This is a genomic window from Actinomadura meyerae, assembly GCF_900188445.1.
GTDB lineage: Bacteria > Actinomycetota > Actinomycetes > Streptosporangiales > Streptosporangiaceae > Spirillospora > Spirillospora meyerae.
Genome location: NZ_FZOR01000040.1, coordinates 37,090 through 56,881, shown reverse-complemented (window position 1 = coordinate 56,881; position 19,792 = coordinate 37,090). Strand labels below are relative to the sequence as shown.

Genomic DNA, 19,792 nt, shown 5'->3' with positions numbered 1-19,792 from the left:
CCGCAGCATGGTCGCGACGCCCCTCCCCGAGCCGGAAAGAGCCCGATGAGTTCCCCGAGTGCGATGAGTTCCCCCACCGACATCGCGGCGCTGGCACGGGCCGGACGTCTCGTCGCCGAGTACTCCGCCGTGCCCCGGCTGCTGGCCGGCGCCGACCGCGACGCGCTGCGCCGGGCCGGTCTGGTGCTCGCCCGGCTCGACCCGGACGAGATCCTGGCCGCGCACCCGGACGTCCCCGCCGTCACCGTGGCGGTCGTCGGGCACGGCACGCTGGACCCGCTGATCCCCGAGCTCACCGGCCGGCTGGCCCGGGACGGGCTGCTGCTGCGCCCGTACGTCGGCGGCTTCGGCGGCTACGTCCTCGACCTGGGCGATCCCGGCAGCGCGCTGTACGCCGCCGATCCCGACCTGACCCTGTGCGTGCTGGACCCGACCGTCGTCTTCGACGAGACCCCGCTCCCGTGGACCCCGGACGACGTCGAACGGGTGCTGGCGGAGAAGGTCCAGCTGATCGGGAGGCTGGCCGCCGGGCACTCGGCCAACGCCCGGGGCACGCTCGTCCTCAACACGCTCCCGCTCCCCTCGCACTACACCGCGCAGCTCACCGACCACCGGTCCAGGGCCCGGCTCGGAGCCGTCTGGCGTGCGGCCAACGGCACGCTGCTGCGGCTCGGGGAGGAGAACCCGTCAGTCGTCACCCTCGACCTCGACCCGCTGATCGCGGAGGGCGTCCCGGCCGTCGACCGGCGGCTCGGCGTCTACGCCGGCCTTGCGCTGTCGGGCGAGCTGCTGGGCCGCTACGCCGGCGAGGCCGCGGCGCTCGCGCGCAACCTGCGCGGCCGCACCCGCAAGTGCCTGGTGGTCGATCTCGACGGCACGCTGTGGGGCGGGGTCCTCGGCGACGACGGCGCCGACGGGATCGAGGTCGCGGCCGGATACCGGGGCCGCGCCTTCACCGCCTTCCAGCGGACGGTCAAGCAGCTCGCGTCCCAGGGGGTGCTGCTGGCCGCCGTCACCAAGAACGACGCCGAGCCGGTGGCGGGCGTGCTGCGCGAGCACCCGGAGATGACGCTGCGGGAGGACGACTTCGTCCGGGTGGTCGCGAACTGGCGTCCCAAGCACGACAACCTGAGGGACCTCGCCGCCGACCTCAACCTCGCGGTCGACTCCCTCGTCTTCGTCGACGACAGCGCCTTCGAGTGCGGCCTGGTCCGCCGCGAACTGCCGGACGTGGCCGTCGTCCAGCTCGGCGACGAACCCGCCGAGCACGCGGACCGGCTGCTGGCGGGGGGCTGGTTCGACGCCCGGCGGCTCACCGCCGACGACCGGGCCCGTCCGGCCCGCTACCGCGGCGACCTCGCCCGCCGCGACTTCCTCGACTCCTTCGACTCGGTGCAGGACTACCTCGCCGAGCTGGACGTGCGCGTCCGGATCGCCCCCGCCACCGAGGCGCAGATCCCCCGGATCTCGCAGCTCACCCTGCGGACCAACCAGTTCAACCTGACGACCCGGCGGCTCCAGCCCGCCGACGTCGCCGCCCTGACCGCCGCGCCCGGAACCCTCGTGCTGGCCGTCCACTCCGCCGACCGGTTCGGCGACAACGGACTCGTCGGCGCGATCCTGCTCCGCCGCGAGGGCGCGGCCGTGCACATCGACGACTTCCTGCTGAGCTGCCGCGTGTTCTCCCGGGGCATCGAGCGGGCCTGCCTGCTCGCCGTCCTGCGGCACGCGGCGGCGACCGGCGCGGACGCCGTGCTCGGCGAATACCGCCCGACCGCGAAGAACGGCAAGGTCGCCGACTTCTACCGGCGGAACGGGTTCGCCCCGGTACCGGGCGGCGGCCACCGGTTCCGGCACGACCTCACGGAGATCGCCGAGCCGCCGCCCCATCTCACCCTGGTGGACGAACTCCCCCTCGACGCGCCGCTCGCCGGGGGCCGCTCGTGACGGCGCATCCCGTCCAGCCCGCCGAACCGTCGGCGCGGGACGCCTTCCGCAAGGTCCTGGGGCACTTCGCGACGGGCGTCACGGCGGTGACCGGCCTGGTCGAGGGCTCGCCGACCGGCATGATCGTCAACGCGTTCAGCTCGGTGTCCCTGGACCCGCCGCTGGTGTCGGTCTGCGCCGCCCACTCCAGCCGGACCTGGCCCCACCTCCGCCAGGACGGCCGGATCTGCGTCAACATCCTGGCCGAGCACCAGCAGGCGACCTCCTGGCGGCTGAGCGCGTCCGGCAGGGACAAGTTCGCCGGGGTGCCCTGGACCCCGTCGCCGTCCGGGCTGCCCGTCCTGGACGGGACGCTCGCCTGGCTGGAGTGCGAGATCCGGGACCTCCACCCGGCCGGCGACCACGAGATCGCGGTGGCCCTCGTCCGGCACATGGAGATCGCCTCCACCACCGCTCCCCTCGTGTTCTACCAGGGCCGCTACGGCACCTGCGCCTTCCCGGCCTGACCCGCCCTTCTCTCCGGGGATCCGGCGGAACGGGATCAGGCGGCGACGCGCTCGACCGTGTCGTCAGTCGTCCGCGTCGGGTTCGGCCGCGGGCGGCGGGTGAATCCGAGGGCGGCCAGGGCGGTGAGGGCCATCCCGGCGGCCGCGGCGAACACCGCGGTGCGCAGCCCGTCGGCGGTGGCCGCGCGCAGGGCGGGCCCGGTCACGTCCGCGGTGGGGGCGTTGGCGATGGCGACCAGGAAGGCCAGGCCGACGGCACCACCGATCTGCTGGGTGGTGGAGGCCACCGCGGAGGCGATGCCCTGCTGGTGGGCCGGGGTGGCGGCGGTGGCCGCCCCGAACATCAGGGTGTAGCCCGCGCCCTGCCCGACGCCCAGCACGATCAGGCCGGGCAGCAGGCTCAGGTACGAGCCACCGGTGCCGAGGCTCGCGCCGAGGACGAGGGTGCCGGCGCCGCCGACGGCCAGGCTCGCGAGCATCGCGGTGCGCGGGCCGCGGGCCGTCGCCAGCCGCCCGGCGAGCTGGGACCCGGCGACGATCGCGGCCATCGGGACCAGGAAGGCCAGCCCGGTGCGCAGCGCGTCGTACCCGCGTACGACCTGGAAGTAGACGGTCAGGAAGTACAGCAGGGTGCCGAAAGTGGCCATGTACAGGAACGTGACCAGCGCGCCGGTGGACAGGTCGCGGCCGCGCAGCAGCCGCAGCGGCAGCAGCGGGTCGGCGCTGCGAGCCTCGATCGCGACGAACGCCGCCAGCAGCACCGCGCCGAGGCCCGCCGCGCCCACCACGGACGGCGCGCCCCAGCCGGACTCGGGCCCCTGCACCAGCGTGAACACCACCAGCGTCGTCCCGGCCGTCGCGGTCAGCGCGCCGGCCACGTCGAACCGGCGGCCCGCCCGCCGGACGGCGTCGCGCGGGATCAGCGGCAGGGCCAGCAGCGCCGCGGCGACGGCCAGCGGCACGTTGACGTAGAACACCGCGGCCCAGCCGAACGCCTGGGTGAGCACGCCGCCGAGCAGCGAACCCAGGATCATGCCGCTGCCGCCGGCGGTGCCCCACACCGCGAACGCCCGGTTGCGTTCGCGTCCTTCGGCGAACCCGGTGGACACCAGCGTCAGCGTGGCGGGGAACAGCAGCGCCCCGCCCAGGCCCTGCACCGCCCGGGCCGCCACCAGCGGTACCGGGGAGCCGGCCAGCCCGCCCGCCAGGGATGACACCGCGTACAGCGCGAGCCCGGCCATGAAGATGCGGCGCGGGCCGAACAGGTCCACCGCGCGGCCGCCCAGCAGCAGGAACCCGCCGAACGCCACCGCGTAGGCGCTGATCACCCATTGCAGGGTCTGCGCCGAGAAGCCCAGCTCGGAGCCGATCTCCGGCAGTGCCACGTACACGATGTTGTAGTCCAGGGAAATGATCAGCTGGGCGAAGGCCAGCAGCGCCAGCGCCGCGGCCGGCCGGCGGAACCGCGCCGGTCCGTTCCGGTCGTCTGCCATGGGGAGGACACCTTTCATCAGAGGGGAGGACGGCGGGCGCGGAGGCGGCCCGGCGTCCGAGTCAGGGGCGTGCGGATCGGTCCGGACGTCCGGACCGGCACTGTCAGAGGAGGCGATGGCCGGTGTTCGCGCGTCGCGGCGGCGGTCACGGGCGGGGCGCCCGCTCGTCGGTGCCCGGCACCTTCGCGGTGCTGATGGCGATGCGGTTCCAGGTGTTGATCGTGAAGGTCAGGGCCAGCAGCCGCGCCAGCTCGTCCTCCCCGAACAGCTCGGCGGCGCGGGCGTAGACCGCGTCGGGGACGCCGTCCCGCGAGACCAGGGTGACGGCCTCGGTGAGGTCGAGCGCCGCCCGCTCACGGTCGGTGAAGAAGCCCGCCGCCTCGCGCCAGACGGCGATCATGTGGAGCCGCTCCTCGCTCTCGTCGGCCTTGCGGGCGTCGGAGGTGTGCATGTGCAGGCAGTAGGCGCACCCGTTGAGCTGCGAGGCGCGGATCTGGACCAGTTCGACCAGTGCGGGGTCCAGGCCCTCGCGCGCCGCGGCGTCGAAACCGATCAGAGCCTTGAACGCCTTGGGGGCGGCCTTGGCGAAGTTGACCCGGGCAGCGGGGACGGTGATGTTCTCGTGCGTCATGACCAGCACGCTAAGGGCCCCGGAAGACCTTCGATAAGGTGCATTTCCGTGGCGGAATCTTGGGTCAATCCGGCGGAACGGCTCGGCAGTGACCTGCATCTGGACCTGTCCGGCCCGGGCAGCCGCCGCGCCGTCCTCAGCAACGCGCTGCGCGAGGCCGTGCGGGACGGACGCCTGGCCCCGGGCACCCGGCTGCCCCCGTACCGGTCTCTGGCCGCCGACCTCGGACTGGCCCGCAACACCGTCGCCGGCGCCTACGCCGAACTGGTCGCCGAGGGATGGCTGATCGCCCAGCAGGGCTCGGGCACCCGCGTCGCGCCCCGCACCGAACCCGTCCGCTCCCCGCGGGTGCCGAAGCGGACACCGGCCCGCCCCGCACCGCCGGCGCACGACCTGCGGCAGGGGCAGCCGGACGCCTCCGCGTTCCCGCGTTCCGCTTGGCTGTCCGCCGCCCGCCGCGCGTTGAACGCCGCACCGAACGAAGCCTTCGGCCCGGGCGATCCGCGGGGCCGCCCCGAACTGCGCCGCGCGCTCACCGAGTACCTGGCGCGCGCCCGCGGCGTCCGGACCGCACCGGACCGGATCGTGGTGTGCTCCGGGTTCGCCCATGCTCTGCGGCTGCTCTTCGGCGGCCGGGTCCTGCGCGGCCCACTGGCCGCGGAGTCGTACGGGCTCGCCTTCCACCGGTCGATCCTGGCCGCCGCCTCCGTCCGGACCGTCCCGCTCACCCTGGACGCGCACGGTGCCCGGACCGCCGAGCTGGCGGACCTCAAGGGGGTGCGGGCGGCCCTGCTCACCCCGGCGCACCAGTTCCCGACCGGGGGGCCGCTGCACCCCGAGCGGCGCGTGACCGCGCTGGACTGGGCCCGGACCTGCGGAGGGGTGATCCTGGAGGACGACTACGACGGCGAGTTCCGCTACGACCGCGAACCGGTCGGCGCCGTCCAGGGCCTCGACCCCGAACGGGTCGTCTACATCGGCTCGGTCAGCAAGAGCCTGTCACCGGCGGTGCGGCTGGGCTGGATGGTGCTGCCCGAGCACCTCGTCCCGGCCGTCCTGGCCGCCAAGGGAGAGCGGGAGGCATGGGCCGGCGTGACCGACCAGCTCACCCTCGCCGACCTCATCGACTCGGGGCACTACGACCGGCACGTCCGCCGCATGCGCCAGCGCTACCGCGCTCGCCGCGACCGGCTCGTCGCCGCCCTCGACGCCCGGGCCCCGCACATCGCGCCCACCGGCATCGCCGCCGGGCTGCACGCGGTCCTGAGTCTGCCGCCCCGGACGGAACGCTCCACCGTCAAGGCCGCCACCTGGCATTCCGTCGCCCTGGACGGGCTCGCCGACTTCCGCCACCCCAACGCCACCATGCCCGCCAGGGACGGACTGGTCGTCGGCTACGCCACCCCTCCCGACCACGGCTACGCGCAGGCCATCGAAGCGCTGTGCCGGATCCTCCCGCCCGACCCCGCCGAGCACTGACCAGCACACCCCCCGAAACAGGGCACCGCGATCGCCGGCTACATGCGCCGGCGCAACACCCGGGCAACGTTGCCTGAGAAGGGGCTGGCTCGAGCGCACACAACGCTGCGTTCTACTCCGACGCCTCGGTCCAGACGGGTGAACCCCAATAGCTGAAGGTCAGTCGCGGCCGTTCGTCAGCGAGCTGAGCCGTCCGCCCCTGTTCTCAGCGCGCAACCGCGCCAACTCCTCAGACTTGGCACTCTTTAGCATCAGCGTATGAGTACTGATGCTGATGGGGTGGAGCTTCTGGTGGCGGCCTGGGGGCGGATCGAAGCCTGGCTGCAGGCGCACGCCCCGGCCTCTGCCGCGTTGCTGCGCCCGCCGGCCGGTGGCGCTGACATCGCCGCCGCGGAGGCGGCCATGGGCGTGGAACTTCCCGCCACGCTGGCGGCCTGGTATCGCATCCATGACGGGGTGGACGAAAACCGGGCGCCGTCCGGCGCGGGCCGGATCGCCGGGATCCTCCCGAATGCCAAGGCGGTTCTGCCACTCGACGAGCTTGCCGCTGAGTACCGGTTGCACACCCGGCACTGGGAGCACGAGCCAGGAATTCTGCCGTTTGCGCGGACGGCCGGGGACACCTGGTCGGGTTGGCACATCGACGCCCGCAAGGACGTACCCTCCTACGGCAATCTCGGTACCTGGTCAGCAGATGAGGGAGACAATCCCTATCCGTACCACTCGGATGGGTGGCCGCTGCCCGACTGGCTGGCCGAGATCGCTGCCGCGCTCGAACAGGGACGTGCGCTGATTCTCCCGAACGGCACCGAGGAAACGTGGACTCGGCCGGCGCTGGAGCGGGGTGGGCTCACCTGGGTGGACGCGCGGGATCCGCGTCTGGTCAGGGACGCGGTGGTGCTCGACGGGCCCAGGTGAGCGTGTTGTCCGGAGCCCCCGGAGTACACGCTGGCTGGTGCTCGGGCAGGAGGGCATGAGGAGCGTCCGCAGAGCTCCGTGAACGTCGGCGCCTGCTCCCGTTGACACCTGCCGCCGCTGGAAGTAGGGCAGTCTTCCGGCATGGCTATGTTCTGGTGGTCGTTAGACGCGGCGACAGTGGCGGTGATGTGCGGTCTTGCCGAGTCCTCCTGGCAACCCGAAGATCTCGACGCGACCTGGGCGCGTACCGGGTGGCCGACGCCGGGCGATGAGCCCATCTCGCGGCTGGTGTTCGAGCGGTGGGACCATCGGTTCCACTCCGGCGACCGACCGATCGGTGTATGCATGGCGGGCGCGGCCGATCAAGTCATCGGCTTCTTTGCCGACTTCGCGACCTTCTACGACACCACCGACAGGACGGCCCCTGAAGTCAAGGCCCTTCGGGACGCAGGTGCCTCTTACCCGCACTGGACGTTCGATCTTGACGCGCCGCGAGCGGATTTCGACGAGGTGTGGCGGCAGGGCCGCCAGCAGGTGGCGGAGCGGCTGGGCCGGCCCAGTGTGGAGGGACGGCATTCCGGCGCGGGCTGGTGGCACGCGGTATGGCGCGTCGGATCGCGGCTGATCGTGGTCGCCCAGACCGAGAACTTCGAGTCCTACTGCGTCTATGACGCCGCCGCCTTGTGGGTCGTAGAGCACCCCCTGGACGCCGAGATCCCCACCGGGGCCGACGTGTACGCCCTGTTCTTCGAGGATCAGCCTCGGGTTGCTGATCGCGAATTCGGTGCGTAGGTGTGAGCGAGAGCGGTGGTCCCGTTCGGCATGCAGCTCCCCTTGGGGCTGACCGCTTGCCGAACGGGACCCACCTGTCTACAGGCATCAGCGATTACTCGATTGAGAGATTCACACGAGTACGACGGTGCGTTGACCGTCCAGAAGGATGCGGTTCTCCGCGTGGTATTGCACCGCACGCGCGAGGGCCCGGCATTCGTTGTCCTTGCCCAAGCGCGTGATCTCGTCGGCGGACATCGCGTGGTCGACCCGGGCGATCTCCTGCTCGATGATCGGCCCCTCGTCCAGGTCCGCGGTCACGTAGTGGGCCGTCGCCCCGACCAGCTTCACCCCCCGTTCGTGGGCCTTGTGGTACGGCTTCGCCCCCTTGAAGCTGGGGAGCATGGAGTGGTGGATGTTGATCGCGCGGCCTTCGAGCGTCTTGCAGAGGTCGGCGCTGAGGATCTGCATGTACCGCGCCAGCACCACCAGTTCCACGTCGAGGTCCTCGATGAGGCGCAGGAGCCGCGCCTCCGCATCCGGCTTCGACTCGGGGGTGACGGGGATGTGGTGGAACGGTACGCGGTAGTTGTCGGCCAGCGGCCCCAGGTCGGGGTGGTTGGAGACGACGCCGGCGATGTCGAGACGGAGCCGGTCGTGATGGGCCCGGAACAGCAGATCGTTGAGGCAGTGCGGGATCCTGCTCACGAGGATCAGGACGCGCAGCCGGTGCGAGACCCTGCTGAGGCGCCAGTCCATGGCGAACTCGGACGCCAGCGGGCGGAAGTCGTCCCGCAGTCCGTCGATCACGTCCTCCGCCCGGCCCTGAGCCCGGAACTGGACGCGCATGAAGAACCGCCCGTTCACGCGCTCGTCGAACTGCCGGCTCTCCACGATGTTGCAACCGTGGTCGAGCAGGAACTTCGAGACCCCGTGCACGATTCCCATGCGGTCGGGACAGGCGAAGGTGAGGACGATGTCCTCCTTGTCGATGTCCTCTTCGCCGATCGGCGTGCGGCTCACTGCGCTTCCCTCCTCTGGACGGCGAGCTCCCTCGCGGCGTGGATCGTGTTGCGGATCAGCCACAGGTCCGTGACCGGGCCCACCCCGCCCGGCACCGGCGTCAACGCGCGGGCCCGGTTCACCACGCTGCCGAAGTCGACGTCGCCCACCAGCGTCGTCCGCCCGGACTCGTCGCGCACGGGGTTGATCCCGACGTCGATGACGACGGCGCCGTCGTTGACGTGCTCGGCGCGGATCAGGCCCGCCCGGCCGGCCGCCACGACCAGCACGTCCGCCCTGCGCGTGTGCCACCCCAGCGTGCCCGCACGGCTGGCCCACTCGTCCACGGACTGGACCGCGGCGTTGCGGTGGGCCGCGAGGGCGAGGCACGGTCTGCCGACGTTGTCGGACCTGCCCACGACCGTGATCGACGACCTCCGGTAGAACTCGGCCCTGTCCACGCCGGTCTCCTCCAGCCAGTGGTCGAGCAGGTAGAACACCGACGCGGCGGTGGACGGCACGAAGCGCGGGACGCCGAGGACCAGCAGCCCGGCGTTCTCCGGATGGACCGACTCGATGTCCTTCTCGGGCGCCAGGCCCGCGAACGCCCGTGCCTGCGAGATCCGCGCGGGCAGTGGACGGAGCAGCAGGATGCCGCTGACGTCCGGGTCCTCGTTCAGGGCGCGGATCCGCTCCATGAGCGCGCTCTCCGACGTCTCGCCCGGGAGCTTGATCTGGCGGACCGGGACGCCCAGCCGCCCCGCCACCGTGCCGAGGCGGCGCTGGTAGACGCCGGCGGCGAGATCGTCGCCGACCAGCACCGTCGCCAGGCCGACGTGGAGGCCGGCCTCGCGCAGGGACGCGGCCTCCGCCGCCACCTCGTGCGACAGCCTCTCCGCGGCCTTCCTGCCATCGATGACCTGCGCCGTCATCTCGCCTCCCGCAGTGCGGAGGCGTCCCGCTGCTCGTTCACTCCTCTGCCCCCGCGATCAGAAGTGGCGGGTGACCGTGGCGCGGATCGACGCCTGCACATGGGACTCGAGGTGGGGCTTGGCGGCTCCGCCGTCCGGCTCGCCCCACGTGACGACGACCTCGCCGCCGATCTCGGCGGCGGCCTCGTCCAGCATCGCCAGGGAGCTGAAGCCGCGGACGTTGGAGTTGTATCCCGCGCGGGTCGAGATGCCGACGACGGAGTCCTTCACCTGCACCATGTCGTACTGGAACGTCGAATACGGGATGCTCGGCAGCTCGAAGTACCGCGTCCGGGTCCCCTCGCGGAGGAGGCCGTCGAGCATCACCCTGGCGGCGTCATCGGCGTTCCAGGCCAGCGAGACCTTCACGCGGTGCGGCTCGTGGACGCGGCTCCGCAGGGCGTCCCGCCCGAGGAACTCGTGGTCCCAGTGGATGAGGCGCCCGTAGCCGAGGTCCCAGGGGGTGAGGTAGTAGTCCTCGATGTCGTCCGACAGAAGGCTCCCGCCGAGCGCGGACGCGCCCTCGTAACCGTCGCCCGGAAGGTACTCACGGTAGGGCTTCAACGACTCCTGCGTGTAGATCGCGGGGACCGTGAGACCGATCCAGCCCGATTCCAGGGTGGTGCTCGCATAGGCCAGTGCCCCACCGCGGCGCATCCCGAACTCCTCCCCCGCGGCCACGATCGCCTCTAGGACGCGGGGGCCGTGCTCGACGGGGCCCCACAGTTCGAGTCCCGTGTGCTCCTCGCCGGGGATCCCGGTCATGGTGTGGTTCAGCGCGCGGACCGGGGTTCCGGCGATGGTGAACGTCCCGATGTTGAAGAACCGGATGTCCGGCAGCGATCCGCCGCTCGCCTTCTCGATGATCTTGAGGGCGAGCGGTCCCTGGATCTGGTACCGGTACGTGGACCGCCCCTCCTGCTCCACCGTGCTGGAACGCTCGTCCCGGCGGACCTCGACGTCGTAGCCGCCGGTCTCGGCGTTGTAGGCGATCCAGTTCGGCAGCGTCGGGGTGCCGACGAGGCTGAACTCGTCGTCGCCGAGGCCGAAGAGGATGGCGTCCCCGATGAATCCGCCGTCCTCGTTGCAGGCGACGAACTGCTTGCCCTTGTTCGGGCCGAACTTCGTGAAGTCGTTGACGCCGAAGTCCGACAGCAGGCGGCGGGTGTCCGGGCCTTTGAAGTAGATGTCGGTCATGTGGTGCGACTGGTCGAAGAGCGTCGCGGTGGTCCCCCACGCCTCCTGCTCGTCGCGCCAGTTGGTGTGTTCGCGCGGGACGGGGAACGGGTACGACCCCCGGCCGGCCGAACGGAGCATGTCGACGGGATTGCCGATACGCGCGATCTTGGCTTCCAGCGATTCGGTCATCGTGATGTCACTTTCCTGCTTGCGGGAGTGGACGCCGGACGACCCGGCGTCCTCGGTGCGGGAGGTCTGGCGGAGGGTCCGGCGGGAGGTCTAGGCGGGCAGCGCGGAAGTCTGGCCGCGCTGCCACTGGAGCGTCCGTTCGACCTGGTTGAAGGAGAAGAGATGGAGCCCGGCGATCCCGAGGTCCTCGAACGATTCCTGCCGCGCGATCTCGGCCACGAGTTTCTCCGGCTCGTAGTCGCGCCCGAGCACGAGGCTGTTCACGAGGCCGTGCTGCTTGCCGAGGAACCTCACGGACGAGCCGACCCCGATGCGGAGCGACAGTTCGAGCAGCTTGCGGCTGTTCAGGGGCGCCGCGAGCCCCAGGTTGAGGGGCAGGGCGACCCCGGCCGCCCGTACCGACCGCAGCCATCCGACGAGGGCGCCCGGGTCGAAGCACAGCTGGCTGACCATGTAGTCGGCGAGCTCCTGCTTCGCCAGCAACGACTCCATCAGGGCCTCATCGGGGATCTGCCGATGCCCTTCCGGGTAGCAGGTGACGCCGATGCTGGTGAACGGATGGTCGAGGCCGGCGAGCGCGGACAGCAGCTGCGTCGCGGACTCGAACGGCCCTTCCGGCACTTTCGCGTCGCCGCCGACGACGAAGAGGTCGGTGACCCCGAGGTCGGCCAGGCGCTCGGCGATCTCGCCGAGGCCGCGGCGGCCGGTGACCTGGCGGGCGGCCAGATGCGGCACGACCCGGTGGCCGGCGCGGGCCGCCTTCGCGACGTGCTCCAGCGTCCGGTCGAGACCGAACTTCGGGGAGCAGGTGATGGTCACCTTCGTCGCCGGCGGTATCGCCGCGACCGCGCGCTCGGCGCCCTTGATCGGGATCACTTCGATGGCGGCGCCGCGGATCAGTTCCCGCGCCGCCTCGACCGGGTCAGTCATGGAATCCGCTCCCCTGCCGGGCCGCGGCCAGGTGGCGTTCGGCGTCCAGTGCGGCGGCGCAGCCCGAGCCCGCCGCGGTGATCGCCTGCCGGTACCGCGAGTCGACCAGGTCACCGCACGCGAACACGCCGTCGAGGCTGGTCCGCGTCCCGGGACCGGCAACGCGGACGTAGCCCGCGCCGTCCACGTCCAGCTGATCGCGGACCAGCTCGGACCGCGGGTCGTGGCCGATGGCGACGAACACGCCGCCGGCCTTGAGCTCGCGGGTCTCGCCCGTCCTGGTGTCGACCAGTTCGACGCCCGTCACGCCGTCGCCGCCGAGCACCTCCGTGACCCGGGAGTTCCACACCGGCTCGATCCTGGCGTCCGCGCGCGCACGGGCCTGCATGGCCTTCGACGCCCTGAGCCGGTCGCGCCGGTGGACCAGGTAGACGCGTGAGGCGAACCGGGTCAGGAACGTCGCCTCCTCGACCGCCGTGTCACCGCCGCCGACCACGACGACTTCCTTGCCGCGGAAGAAGAAGCCGTCGCACGTCGCGCACCAGCTCACGCCGCGGCCGGACAGGCGGGTCTCGGACTCCAGCCCGAGGCGGCGGTAGGCGGAGCCCATCGCCAGGACGACCGTGCGGGCGCGCAGGACCCGGCCGTCGCCGAGGACCACCCGCTTGACGGGTTCGCCGAGGGCCAGCTCCACCGCGTCCTCGCGGAGGAGCGACGCGCCGAACCGAGCGGCCTGGCGCCGCATGGAGTCCATGAGGTCCGGACCCATGACACCGTCGGGGAAGCCCGGGAAGTTCTCGACCTCCGTGGTGTTGACCAGGGCGCCGCCGGCCGTCACCGACCCCTCGACGACGACCGGGGCCAGCTGGGCGCGAGCCGCGTAGACGGCCGCGGTGTAGCCGGCGGGCCCCGACCCGACGATCACGACGTCGTGCGGCTCGCCCGCCGGGTCAGCGGTCACTGCCGGCACCCGTGCCCGCGGCCCGCCCGGCTCCGCGCGCCCACGACCACGCGTAGGCGTCGTCCTCGACGCCCAGCGCCGCCTTGCCGATCCGGAGCGGCCGGAAGGTGTCGATCATCACGGCGGTCTCGTCGGTCGAGGTCATGCCGAGCGTCTTCTCGTGGCTGCCGGGCTGGGGGCCGTGCACGTGGCCGGCCGGGTGCAGCGACACCGACCCCGGCTCGATCCCGCTGCCGGCGCGGCTGAGGAAGGCGCCGGTGTAGAAGAGGACCTCGTCGGAGTCGACGTTCGCGTGCGCGTAGGGCACCTTGACCGCGTCCGGGTGGTAGTCGAACATCCGCGGGACGAAGGAGCAGACGACGAAGCCGGGGCCCTCGAACGTGATGTAGGTCGGCGGCGGCAGGTGCAGTGCTCCGGTGGTGGGCAGGTAGTCGCCGATGTTGAACGCGTACGGGTAGTTGTAGCCGTCCCAGCCGACGACGTCGAAGGGGTGGAACGCGTAGCGGTACCTCGTACAGCCCGTGCGCGTCCGCACCAGGACGTCGGCCTCGCCGGTGCGCGGCGCGGGAAGCACCTCGGGAGCCCGGAGGTCGCGCTCGTTGTACGGCGCCCCGTCGAGGAACTGCCCGACGGGCGACATGAACTTCCTGGGCGGGCGGATGTGCCCGGTGCCCGTGGCCTCGACGACGAGCAGGCGCAGCTCGTCCGAAGTCAGCGCCCACCGATGCGTCGTGGACGCCGGAATCACGACGTAGTCGCCCTCGCCGACCGTGAGGTCGCCGTACGACGACTCCAGGACGGCGGTCCCCGACTCGACGTAGCAGAGCTCATCGCCGATCGCGTTGCGGTACAGGCCGCTGCTCCGGTTCGCGGCGACGTAGGAGACCGTGAGGTCCGGGTTGCCGACGATCACCTGCCGCCCGGTGACGGCGTCCCCCGTCACGCCCAGCTTGTGGGTCAGGACGTGGCGCGGGAGAAGAGGCGCGTTCGGCACCGTCTCCCGGTCGTCGAGCTCCACCGCCTCCGCCGCCGTGATCACCGTCGGCAGCTCCCGGTGGTACAGGAACGACTGGGTCCAGGAGAACCCCTCCTCTCCCTGCATCTCCTCGTAGTACAGCCCGCCGGACTCGGGGTCGCGGAACTGCGTGTGTCGGCGGCGCGGGATCCGGCCCATCTGCCGGTACATGACCATGCGGACCTCTCGATAATCGGTGACTAGGTTCGGATAACGGTGAGTATGGCGGGCCGATTCCGCGACTGTCAATGCACCCGAAGGCGTCCGGCGGCGCGTTGACGTCCCCCAGCGGCCGCCTTAGGCTGCTCGATTAACGAACTCAATCATCGATAATCGAGGATGGATCGCATGCGGGAGCTGCTGACGGTGCCCATGGGCAGCGGTGCACGCGCGACCGAGGTGTACTCGGGCGTGGCGCGGATGGCGGGCGTGCTGTGGTGCACGCGCGTGCGGGCCCGATCAGGGGAACGGGCCGCCACGGCCGTGGTCGTCGTCCACCCGTCCTCCAACTTCCTCGGGCACTACGCGCTGGACGCGTGGGCGAAGCGCGGCGTCGACGCCATCGCCATGACGACCCGGTACATCGGCAACGACAGCGCCCTGCTGCTGGAGAACTGCGTGCTGGACGTGGCCGCCGTCGTCGGCCGGCTGCGCCTCGAGGGATACGAGCGGGTGGTGCTCGTCGGCAACTCGGGGGGCGGCGGGCTGGTGGCCCTCTACCAGGAGCAGGCCGCGCACGCCACGATCCGGTCCGCCCCGGGCGGGGCCGGGCCCGACCTGACCCGGGCCGACCTCCCGCCGGTCGACGCCATCGTGACCCTGATGGCGCATCCGGGCCGCGCGAGCCTGCTCGCCGAGATGCTGGACCCGTCGATCCTCGACGAGGACCGCGTCGACGACCGGGACGGCGCGCTGGACATGTTCAACCCGGAGAACGGCCCCCCGTTCCCGCCCGAATGGCTCGCGGCCTACCGCAAGGCACAGATCGCACGCAACGAGCGGATCACCGACCTCGCGCTCCGCGGGATCGAGCGGCTCCGCGAGCGGACCGGCGGGCGGATCACCGACCTGCCGATGGCCGTCCACGCCACCTGCGCCGATCCCCGCAACCTCGACCTGAGCATCGACCCCTCCGACCGCGCGGCCGGGACGCTGTGGGGGCCGGCCGACGTCGCCAACCTGATCCCGACGACCCTGGGCCACTACACGTCGTTCCAGTCCTGGCTCTCCCAGTGGTCGGTGCGGACGTCCCACGGCGACGGACCCGCCAGGCTGCGCTCGGTCGACGTACCCGTCCACGTCATCTACGGCACGGCCGACCAGGCGTGCTTCCCTGAGCACGCCCGGCAGCTCTACGAGGCGGCGCCGTCCAGCGCGCGGCGGATCACGGCCATCGAAGGAGGCCGCCACTACCTCAACGGCCAGCCGGAGCTCATCGAGCACATGGCGGACGTGCTGGTCGGCTGGACGGAGGACGTCCTGTGAGCACGATCGCGCACCTCACGACGTCACACCACGCGATCCCCCTGGGCGCCGGCAGGGGCGGCTCCGGCGCGACCCGGGTCGACCTGGTGATCGTCACCGTCGAGGACTCCGACGGCGGCACCGGGACCGGGTTCACCTTCGGCCTCACCGGCGGCGCCGGAGCGGCGCGGCACCTGCTCGAGAACGACCTGCGCGCCGCCGTGACCGGCACGCGCCTCGACCACTGGCCGGCCACCTGGGAGGCGTTGTGGAACGTCACCCACCGGCTGGGGCGCGGCCATGCGCTACCGGCCGTCTCGGCACTGGACATCGCCGTCCACGACCTGCTGGCGGTCGAGCGGGGCCTGCCGCTCTACCGGTACCTGGGCGCCCACGCCGACAGCGTGCCGATCTACGGCAGCGGCCGGGCGACGCACGCGATGAGCGACGCCGAACTCGTCGAGGGCGCCGAGCGGTACGCGGCCGACGGCATCCACGCCGTCAAGCTGCGTGCGGGAGTCCTCGGACTCGAACGGGACGTCGCCCGCGTCGCGCGGGTGCGCTCGGCTCTCGGCGACGCGACCCGCATCATGGTCGACTGCAACGAGCGCCTGGGCCTGGCCGACGCGATCTGGCTCGCCCGGCGGCTGGCCGACCTCGGCGTCTACTGGATCGAGGAGCCGCTCCGCTCGGACGACGTCGAGGGGCACCGGCAGCTGGCCGCCCGCGGCGGGCTGCCGGTGGCCGTCGGGGAGCACCTGCTGGGCCGGTTCGAGTTCGCCCAGTACCTCCAGCGGCGGGCCGCGTCCGTCCTGCAGCCCGATCCCCCGCTGTGCGGCGGAGTGACCGAGTGGCGGCGGATCGCCGCGATCGCGGAGGCGGGGTCGGCGGTCCTGTCCCCCCATTTCCTTCCCGAGCTGAACGTGCACCTGGCGCTGTCGGCGCCGAACTGCTCGTACATCGAGCACTTCCCGCTGCTCGACGGGGTGCTGCTGGAGACGATCGAGATCAGCGACGGCCGCGCCCGCCCGCCGGACCGGCCCGGGCACGGACTGAGATTCGACCCGGACGCACTGCGCGCCCACCGCGTCTGACCTGAGCGAGGAGCACTGATGGACAGGGCCGGCCGGTGCCCGGCGAGGCGCTGATGGAGTCCGCTGCCGAGGTGTTCCGCGTGCACCTCGATCTGGACCTCGAACCGGTGGACGTGCTCCGCAGGTTCCGTGACCGCGATCGCCTGGTGGGCCTGCTCGGCGACTGGCACCACGGCGAAGCCGTCATCGCGTTCGATCCCGTACGCGTCGCCGAGGACCCGTTCGCGGCCGTCGACGTGCCGCGCCGGGAGAAACCGGCGGCGGGGTTCGGCGGCGGATGGATCGGTGTCTGGGGATACCGGATGGCTCATGTCCTGGAGCGGGTACCCGAGCCGCACGCGCGGCCGGTCCCCCAGCCGGACCACCGCGTCGGGTTCTACGACCGCGTCCTGCGCCGCGTCGACGGCGAGTGGTGGCTCGAATCGCTGGGGCCCACCGATCCCGCCGACGTCCTCGCGGCGCTGGCACGCGCCGCCGAGCCGCGGACCTTCGGCGTCGGCGAGTTCGCCCTCACCCCCGACCCGGCGTCCCACCGGGCCGCCGTCCGGCGAGCCCTCGATCACATCGCGGCCGGCGACATCTTCCAGGTCAACCTCTGCGCACGACTCGAAGCCCGGTTCGACGGCGATCCGCTTGAGCTGTTCTGCCGGGGGTACCGGACGCTGAAGCCGGCGTACGCCGCCTACGTCGCGGCCCCCGAGGGAGCGGTCGCGAGCTTCTCCCCCGAACTGTTCCTGCGCCGGACCGGCGGCACCGTCATCACGTCGCCGATCAAGGGCACCGCGCCTCTCGGCACCGATCCCCGGGAGCTGCTGGACTCGGGCAAGGACCGGGCCGAGAACATCATGATCGTCGACCTCATGCGCAACGACCTCAGCAGGGTCTGCGCGCCGGGCAGCGTGCGGGTACCGGCTCTCGTCCGCCCGGAACGGCATGCCGTCTGGCATCTCGTCTCCGACGTCACCGGCCGCCTCGCGGACGGCGCCACCGACGCCGGCCTGCTGCGCGCGACCTTCCCGCCGGGCTCGGTCACCGGCGCGCCCAAGCCGCGCGCGATGGAGATCGCGGCACGGCTGGAGGCCACCGGACGCGAGGCGTACACCGGCGCGATCGGGCACGTCGGTCCCGCGGCCGGGGTCGAGCTCAACGTCGCCATCCGCACCTTCGAGATCGCCGGAGGGCGCGTCTGGCTCGGCGTGGGCGGCGGGATCGTCGCCGAGTCGACACCGGAGGGCGAGTACGCCGAGCTTCTCACCAAGGCCGCACCGCTCATCCGCGCGATCGGCGGGACGCTCGATCATCTCTCCCCTGCCGCCGGCGCCGGGCGGCCCTCCGCCGGGAGCACGGGCACCGCGTCCTCGGGCACCGCGTCCTCGGGCACCGCGCCCTCGGGCACCGCGCCCATGAGCACCTCGCCCTCAGGCCCCGTGCCCACCGTCCGGTGCCGCCGGCCCGCCGCCGCGCCGGCCCGGCGGGCGGCGGCCCCGGCGCGCGTGCTGTTCATCGACAACTACGACTCGTTCGTCTACAACCTCGTGCACGACGCGCGCGACCTCGGCGCGGCCACCGAGGTGATCCGCAACGACGAGACCGGTGTCGACGACCTGGTCCGCGCCGCCCGCGACGGCGACTTCACCCACCTCGTCATCTCTCCGGGCCCCGGTGCCCCAGCCGAGGCCGGCATCAGCGTCGAGGCCGCCAGGGTGCTGGGGCCGAGCGTTCCGGTCCTGGGCGTCTGCCTCGGGCACCAGGCGATCGCCGAGGCGTACGGTGCCCGCGTCGTCCGCGCCCGGAGGATCGTCCACGGCAAGCCGTCGCTGCTGCACCATGCCGGGAGGGGGCTCTTCCGCGGGCTGCCGAGCCCGGTCTCGTGCGCCCGCTACCACTCTCTCGTCGTCACCGACGACGGGCTGCCCGGCGAACTCGAGGTCACCGCCCGCACCGCGTCGGGGACCATCATGGGTCTGCGCCACCGCGAGCACCCGACGCACGGCCTCCAGATCCATCCCGAGTCGATCCTCACGCCCCACGGCCGCGGGATGCTCCGGAACTTCCTCGCGATCGGCACCGCCGCCGGGTGAACCGGCGGAAGCGCGCACCGGGGGACGGTGACGCGCTGCCGCCGGTCGTCTGAACCGTCAGCGCGCCCGGCGCAGACGTCCCAGCGTGTGCGCCAGTCCCCTGGGATCGGCCCAGAGCACCGCGACGATCAGGATCCCGAACACGAGCTGCGCCACCACCGACGGGGGAAACGCCGCGCCGGGCCCGGTGCTCAGGCCGGGGATGACGGCTCCGTACCTCTGCAGCAGCAGCGGTATCGCGGTCACGAACGCGGCGCCGCCGATCGCGCCTCGCACCGAACCCAGGCCGCCCAGGATCACCATCGCCAGGTACTGCAAGGACAGGGTGAGCGTCCAGTAGTCGGGGACGGTGCGGCGGAACGCGACCGCGAGCAGGATCCCCGAGATGCCCGCGAGCACCGAACCGAACATGAAGCCGCTCGACCGGACGCGGCTGGGGTTGATGCCCAGCGCGGCGGCATGCGACTCCCCGTCCCGAACGGCCGCGTAGGCCCGGCCGATACGGCTCTCCAGCACCCGCGTCGTGAAGGCCGCGGTCGCCATCAGGACGAGCCCGCACAGGATCCACAGCCGTTCCGGACGGCCGAACTCCACTCCCGCGAGGACGATGCCGGGGTCGTCTCCGACGATCTCGAATCCTCCGACGGCGAGGTCGGGCACGGTCCGGCCGTTGTAGCCGCCGCTCAGTTCGGGCAGCGCGTAGAAGACGTGCTCGCCGATGAAGATGAGCGCCAGGGTGGCGACGCCGAGACTGATCCCCTTGAGCCGTCGCGCGACCGGGCTGAAGGCCAGGCCGACGACCGCCGAGAAGCAGACGGCGGCGACCGCGGCCGGCAGGGGCGGGAGCCCCGCGCCCCATGCCCCGTCCTCGGGGTCCGAGGCGAAGAAGATGTACCCGTACGCTCCGACGGCGAGAAAGAACGAGTGGGCCAGCGAGAGCTGCCCGACCCGTCCGTAGAGGACCGTCAGACCTATCGCGCCCACCGCCGCGGCGAAGGCGAACGCCCCCATGTTCAGCCAGAACGCGTCGACGTACAGGGGCAGCACGAGCAGCATCGCGAGCAGGAGCAACGCCGCGACCGGCTTTCTCCACGCTCCGGGACCATGCCGACGCCGGCTCCGGCTCCGGCTCCGGCTGGTTCCGGAACCCGCCACCGGCGT

Annotated in this window: 17 protein-coding genes; 8 read left to right on the top strand and 9 right to left on the bottom strand. The window is 72.3% G+C overall.

Annotated features, from left to right (window positions below; all coding sequences use genetic code 11):
- The first annotated feature begins 45 nt into the window (after positions 1 to 45).
- Together CHF16_RS31195 and CHF16_RS31190 are read left to right on the top strand one after the other, a co-directional pair.
- A complete protein-coding gene (locus tag CHF16_RS31195) occupies positions 46 to 1,947 on the top strand; it encodes an HAD-IIIC family phosphatase (protein WP_089329744.1) in 1,902 nt (633 codons plus the stop codon).
- Positions 1,944 to 2,453: a flavin reductase family protein gene (locus CHF16_RS31190; RefSeq protein ID WP_089329743.1), complete on the top strand. Its 510-nt coding sequence runs from the start codon at positions 1,944 to 1,946 to the stop codon at positions 2,451 to 2,453. Before CHF16_RS31195 ends, CHF16_RS31190 begins: the two co-directional genes overlap by 4 nt.
- A 35-nt stretch (positions 2,454 to 2,488) precedes the next feature.
- Here CHF16_RS31190 and CHF16_RS31185 read toward each other — a convergent pair whose 3' ends face one another.
- Both CHF16_RS31185 and CHF16_RS31180 read right to left on the bottom strand, forming a co-directional pair.
- A complete protein-coding gene (locus CHF16_RS31185) occupies positions 2,489 to 3,946 on the bottom strand; it encodes an MFS transporter (protein WP_089329742.1) in 1,458 nt (485 codons plus the stop codon).
- Between the two features lie 145 nt (positions 3,947 to 4,091).
- The gene (locus CHF16_RS31180) at positions 4,092 to 4,577 is read right to left on the bottom strand and encodes a carboxymuconolactone decarboxylase family protein (protein ID WP_089329768.1); all 486 of its coding nucleotides are present in this window, start codon (positions 4,575 to 4,577) and stop codon (positions 4,092 to 4,094) included.
- Between the two features lie 48 nt (positions 4,578 to 4,625).
- Between CHF16_RS31180 and pdxR the strand changes: the two genes are divergently transcribed.
- The 3 genes from pdxR (at position 4,626) to CHF16_RS31165 (ending at position 7,766) form a co-directional block, all read left to right on the top strand.
- Complete coding sequence (pdxR, locus tag CHF16_RS31175; protein WP_089329741.1) at positions 4,626 to 6,056, top strand: MocR-like pyridoxine biosynthesis transcription factor PdxR; 1,431 nt, start codon at positions 4,626 to 4,628, stop codon at positions 6,054 to 6,056.
- A gap of 258 nt (positions 6,057 to 6,314) precedes the next feature.
- Positions 6,315 to 6,974, top strand: coding sequence for an SMI1/KNR4 family protein (locus CHF16_RS31170; protein WP_089329740.1), 660 nt, complete (start codon positions 6,315 to 6,317; stop codon positions 6,972 to 6,974).
- A gap of 141 nt (positions 6,975 to 7,115) precedes the next feature.
- The gene (locus CHF16_RS31165) at positions 7,116 to 7,766 is read left to right on the top strand and encodes a hypothetical protein (protein ID WP_089329739.1); all 651 of its coding nucleotides are present in this window, start codon (positions 7,116 to 7,118) and stop codon (positions 7,764 to 7,766) included.
- 111 nt (positions 7,767 to 7,877) lie between these two features.
- Here the strand turns inward: CHF16_RS31165 and purU are convergent, their stop codons facing one another.
- The 6 genes from purU to CHF16_RS31135 form a co-directional block, all read right to left on the bottom strand.
- Entirely contained in the window at positions 7,878 to 8,738 is an 861-nt protein-coding gene (gene purU, locus CHF16_RS31160) for a formyltetrahydrofolate deformylase (RefSeq protein ID WP_089329767.1), read from the bottom strand.
- Between the two features lie 26 nt (positions 8,739 to 8,764).
- Entirely contained in the window at positions 8,765 to 9,679 is a 915-nt protein-coding gene (locus CHF16_RS31155) for a bifunctional 5,10-methylenetetrahydrofolate dehydrogenase/5,10-methenyltetrahydrofolate cyclohydrolase (protein WP_089329738.1), read from the bottom strand.
- A 57-nt stretch (positions 9,680 to 9,736) separates the two neighbouring features.
- Positions 9,737 to 11,086: an aminomethyltransferase family protein gene (locus CHF16_RS31150; protein WP_089329737.1), complete on the bottom strand. Its 1,350-nt coding sequence runs from the start codon at positions 11,084 to 11,086 to the stop codon at positions 9,737 to 9,739.
- A 90-nt stretch (positions 11,087 to 11,176) separates the two neighbouring features.
- The gene (locus CHF16_RS31145; protein WP_089329736.1) at positions 11,177 to 12,016 is read right to left on the bottom strand and encodes a methylenetetrahydrofolate reductase; all 840 of its coding nucleotides are present in this window, start codon (positions 12,014 to 12,016) and stop codon (positions 11,177 to 11,179) included.
- Positions 12,009 to 12,977, bottom strand: a complete 969-nt coding sequence (gene trxB / locus CHF16_RS31140; protein ID WP_089329735.1) for a thioredoxin-disulfide reductase — start codon at positions 12,975 to 12,977, stop codon at positions 12,009 to 12,011. The genes CHF16_RS31145 and trxB overlap by 8 nt, the downstream gene beginning before the upstream one ends.
- A complete protein-coding gene (locus CHF16_RS31135) occupies positions 12,967 to 14,169 on the bottom strand; it encodes a homogentisate 1,2-dioxygenase (RefSeq protein WP_089329734.1) in 1,203 nt (400 codons plus the stop codon). The genes trxB and CHF16_RS31135 overlap by 11 nt, the downstream gene beginning before the upstream one ends.
- 171 nt (positions 14,170 to 14,340) lie before the next feature.
- Between CHF16_RS31135 and CHF16_RS31130 the strand changes: the two genes are divergently transcribed.
- From CHF16_RS31130 to CHF16_RS31120, 3 genes are read left to right on the top strand one after another with little or no spacing between them, the layout of a single operon-like run.
- Positions 14,341 to 15,477 carry an alpha/beta hydrolase gene (locus CHF16_RS31130; RefSeq protein ID WP_089329733.1) on the top strand — a complete coding sequence of 379 codons (1,137 nt, stop codon included), beginning with the start codon at positions 14,341 to 14,343 and terminating at the stop codon, positions 15,475 to 15,477.
- Positions 15,474 to 16,550 carry a mandelate racemase/muconate lactonizing enzyme family protein gene (locus CHF16_RS31125; RefSeq protein ID WP_089329732.1) on the top strand — a complete coding sequence of 359 codons (1,077 nt, stop codon included), beginning with the start codon at positions 15,474 to 15,476 and terminating at the stop codon, positions 16,548 to 16,550. The genes CHF16_RS31130 and CHF16_RS31125 overlap by 4 nt, the downstream gene beginning before the upstream one ends.
- A gap of 53 nt (positions 16,551 to 16,603) precedes the next feature.
- Complete coding sequence (locus CHF16_RS31120) at positions 16,604 to 18,631, top strand: aminodeoxychorismate synthase component I (RefSeq protein WP_143228182.1); 2,028 nt, start codon at positions 16,604 to 16,606, stop codon at positions 18,629 to 18,631.
- Positions 18,632 to 18,688: 57 nt separating this feature from the next.
- On the opposite strand, the gene CHF16_RS31115 is transcribed toward CHF16_RS31120, so the two are convergent.
- Positions 18,689 to 19,702 (bottom strand): branched-chain amino acid ABC transporter permease, encoded by a 1,014-nt coding sequence (locus CHF16_RS31115; RefSeq protein WP_089329730.1) that lies wholly within the window; start codon positions 19,700 to 19,702, stop codon positions 18,689 to 18,691.
- Positions 19,703 to 19,792: the final 90 nt, after the last annotated feature.

Coding starts and splice junctions, on each gene's coding strand:
- CHF16_RS31170 (WP_089329740.1), top strand. CDS start 6,315: ATGAGTACTGATGCTGATGGGGTGGAGCTTCTGGTGGCGGCCTGGGGG.
- CHF16_RS31180 (WP_089329768.1), bottom strand. CDS start 4,577: ATGACGCACGAGAACATCACCGTCCCCGCTGCCCGGGTCAACTTCGCC.
- CHF16_RS31120 (WP_143228182.1), top strand. CDS start 16,604: ATGGAGTCCGCTGCCGAGGTGTTCCGCGTGCACCTCGATCTGGACCTC.
- CHF16_RS31135 (WP_089329734.1), bottom strand. CDS start 14,169: ATGGTCATGTACCGGCAGATGGGCCGGATCCCGCGCCGCCGACACACG.
- CHF16_RS31185 (WP_089329742.1), bottom strand. CDS start 3,946: ATGGCAGACGACCGGAACGGACCGGCGCGGTTCCGCCGGCCGGCCGCG.
- CHF16_RS31145 (WP_089329736.1), bottom strand. CDS start 12,016: ATGACTGACCCGGTCGAGGCGGCGCGGGAACTGATCCGCGGCGCCGCC.
- CHF16_RS31165 (WP_089329739.1), top strand. CDS start 7,116: ATGGCTATGTTCTGGTGGTCGTTAGACGCGGCGACAGTGGCGGTGATG.
- CHF16_RS31130 (WP_089329733.1), top strand. CDS start 14,341: ATGCGGGAGCTGCTGACGGTGCCCATGGGCAGCGGTGCACGCGCGACC.
- CHF16_RS31155 (WP_089329738.1), bottom strand. CDS start 9,679: ATGACGGCGCAGGTCATCGATGGCAGGAAGGCCGCGGAGAGGCTGTCG.
- CHF16_RS31195 (WP_089329744.1), top strand. CDS start 46: ATGAGTTCCCCGAGTGCGATGAGTTCCCCCACCGACATCGCGGCGCTG.
- CHF16_RS31150 (WP_089329737.1), bottom strand. CDS start 11,086: ATGACCGAATCGCTGGAAGCCAAGATCGCGCGTATCGGCAATCCCGTC.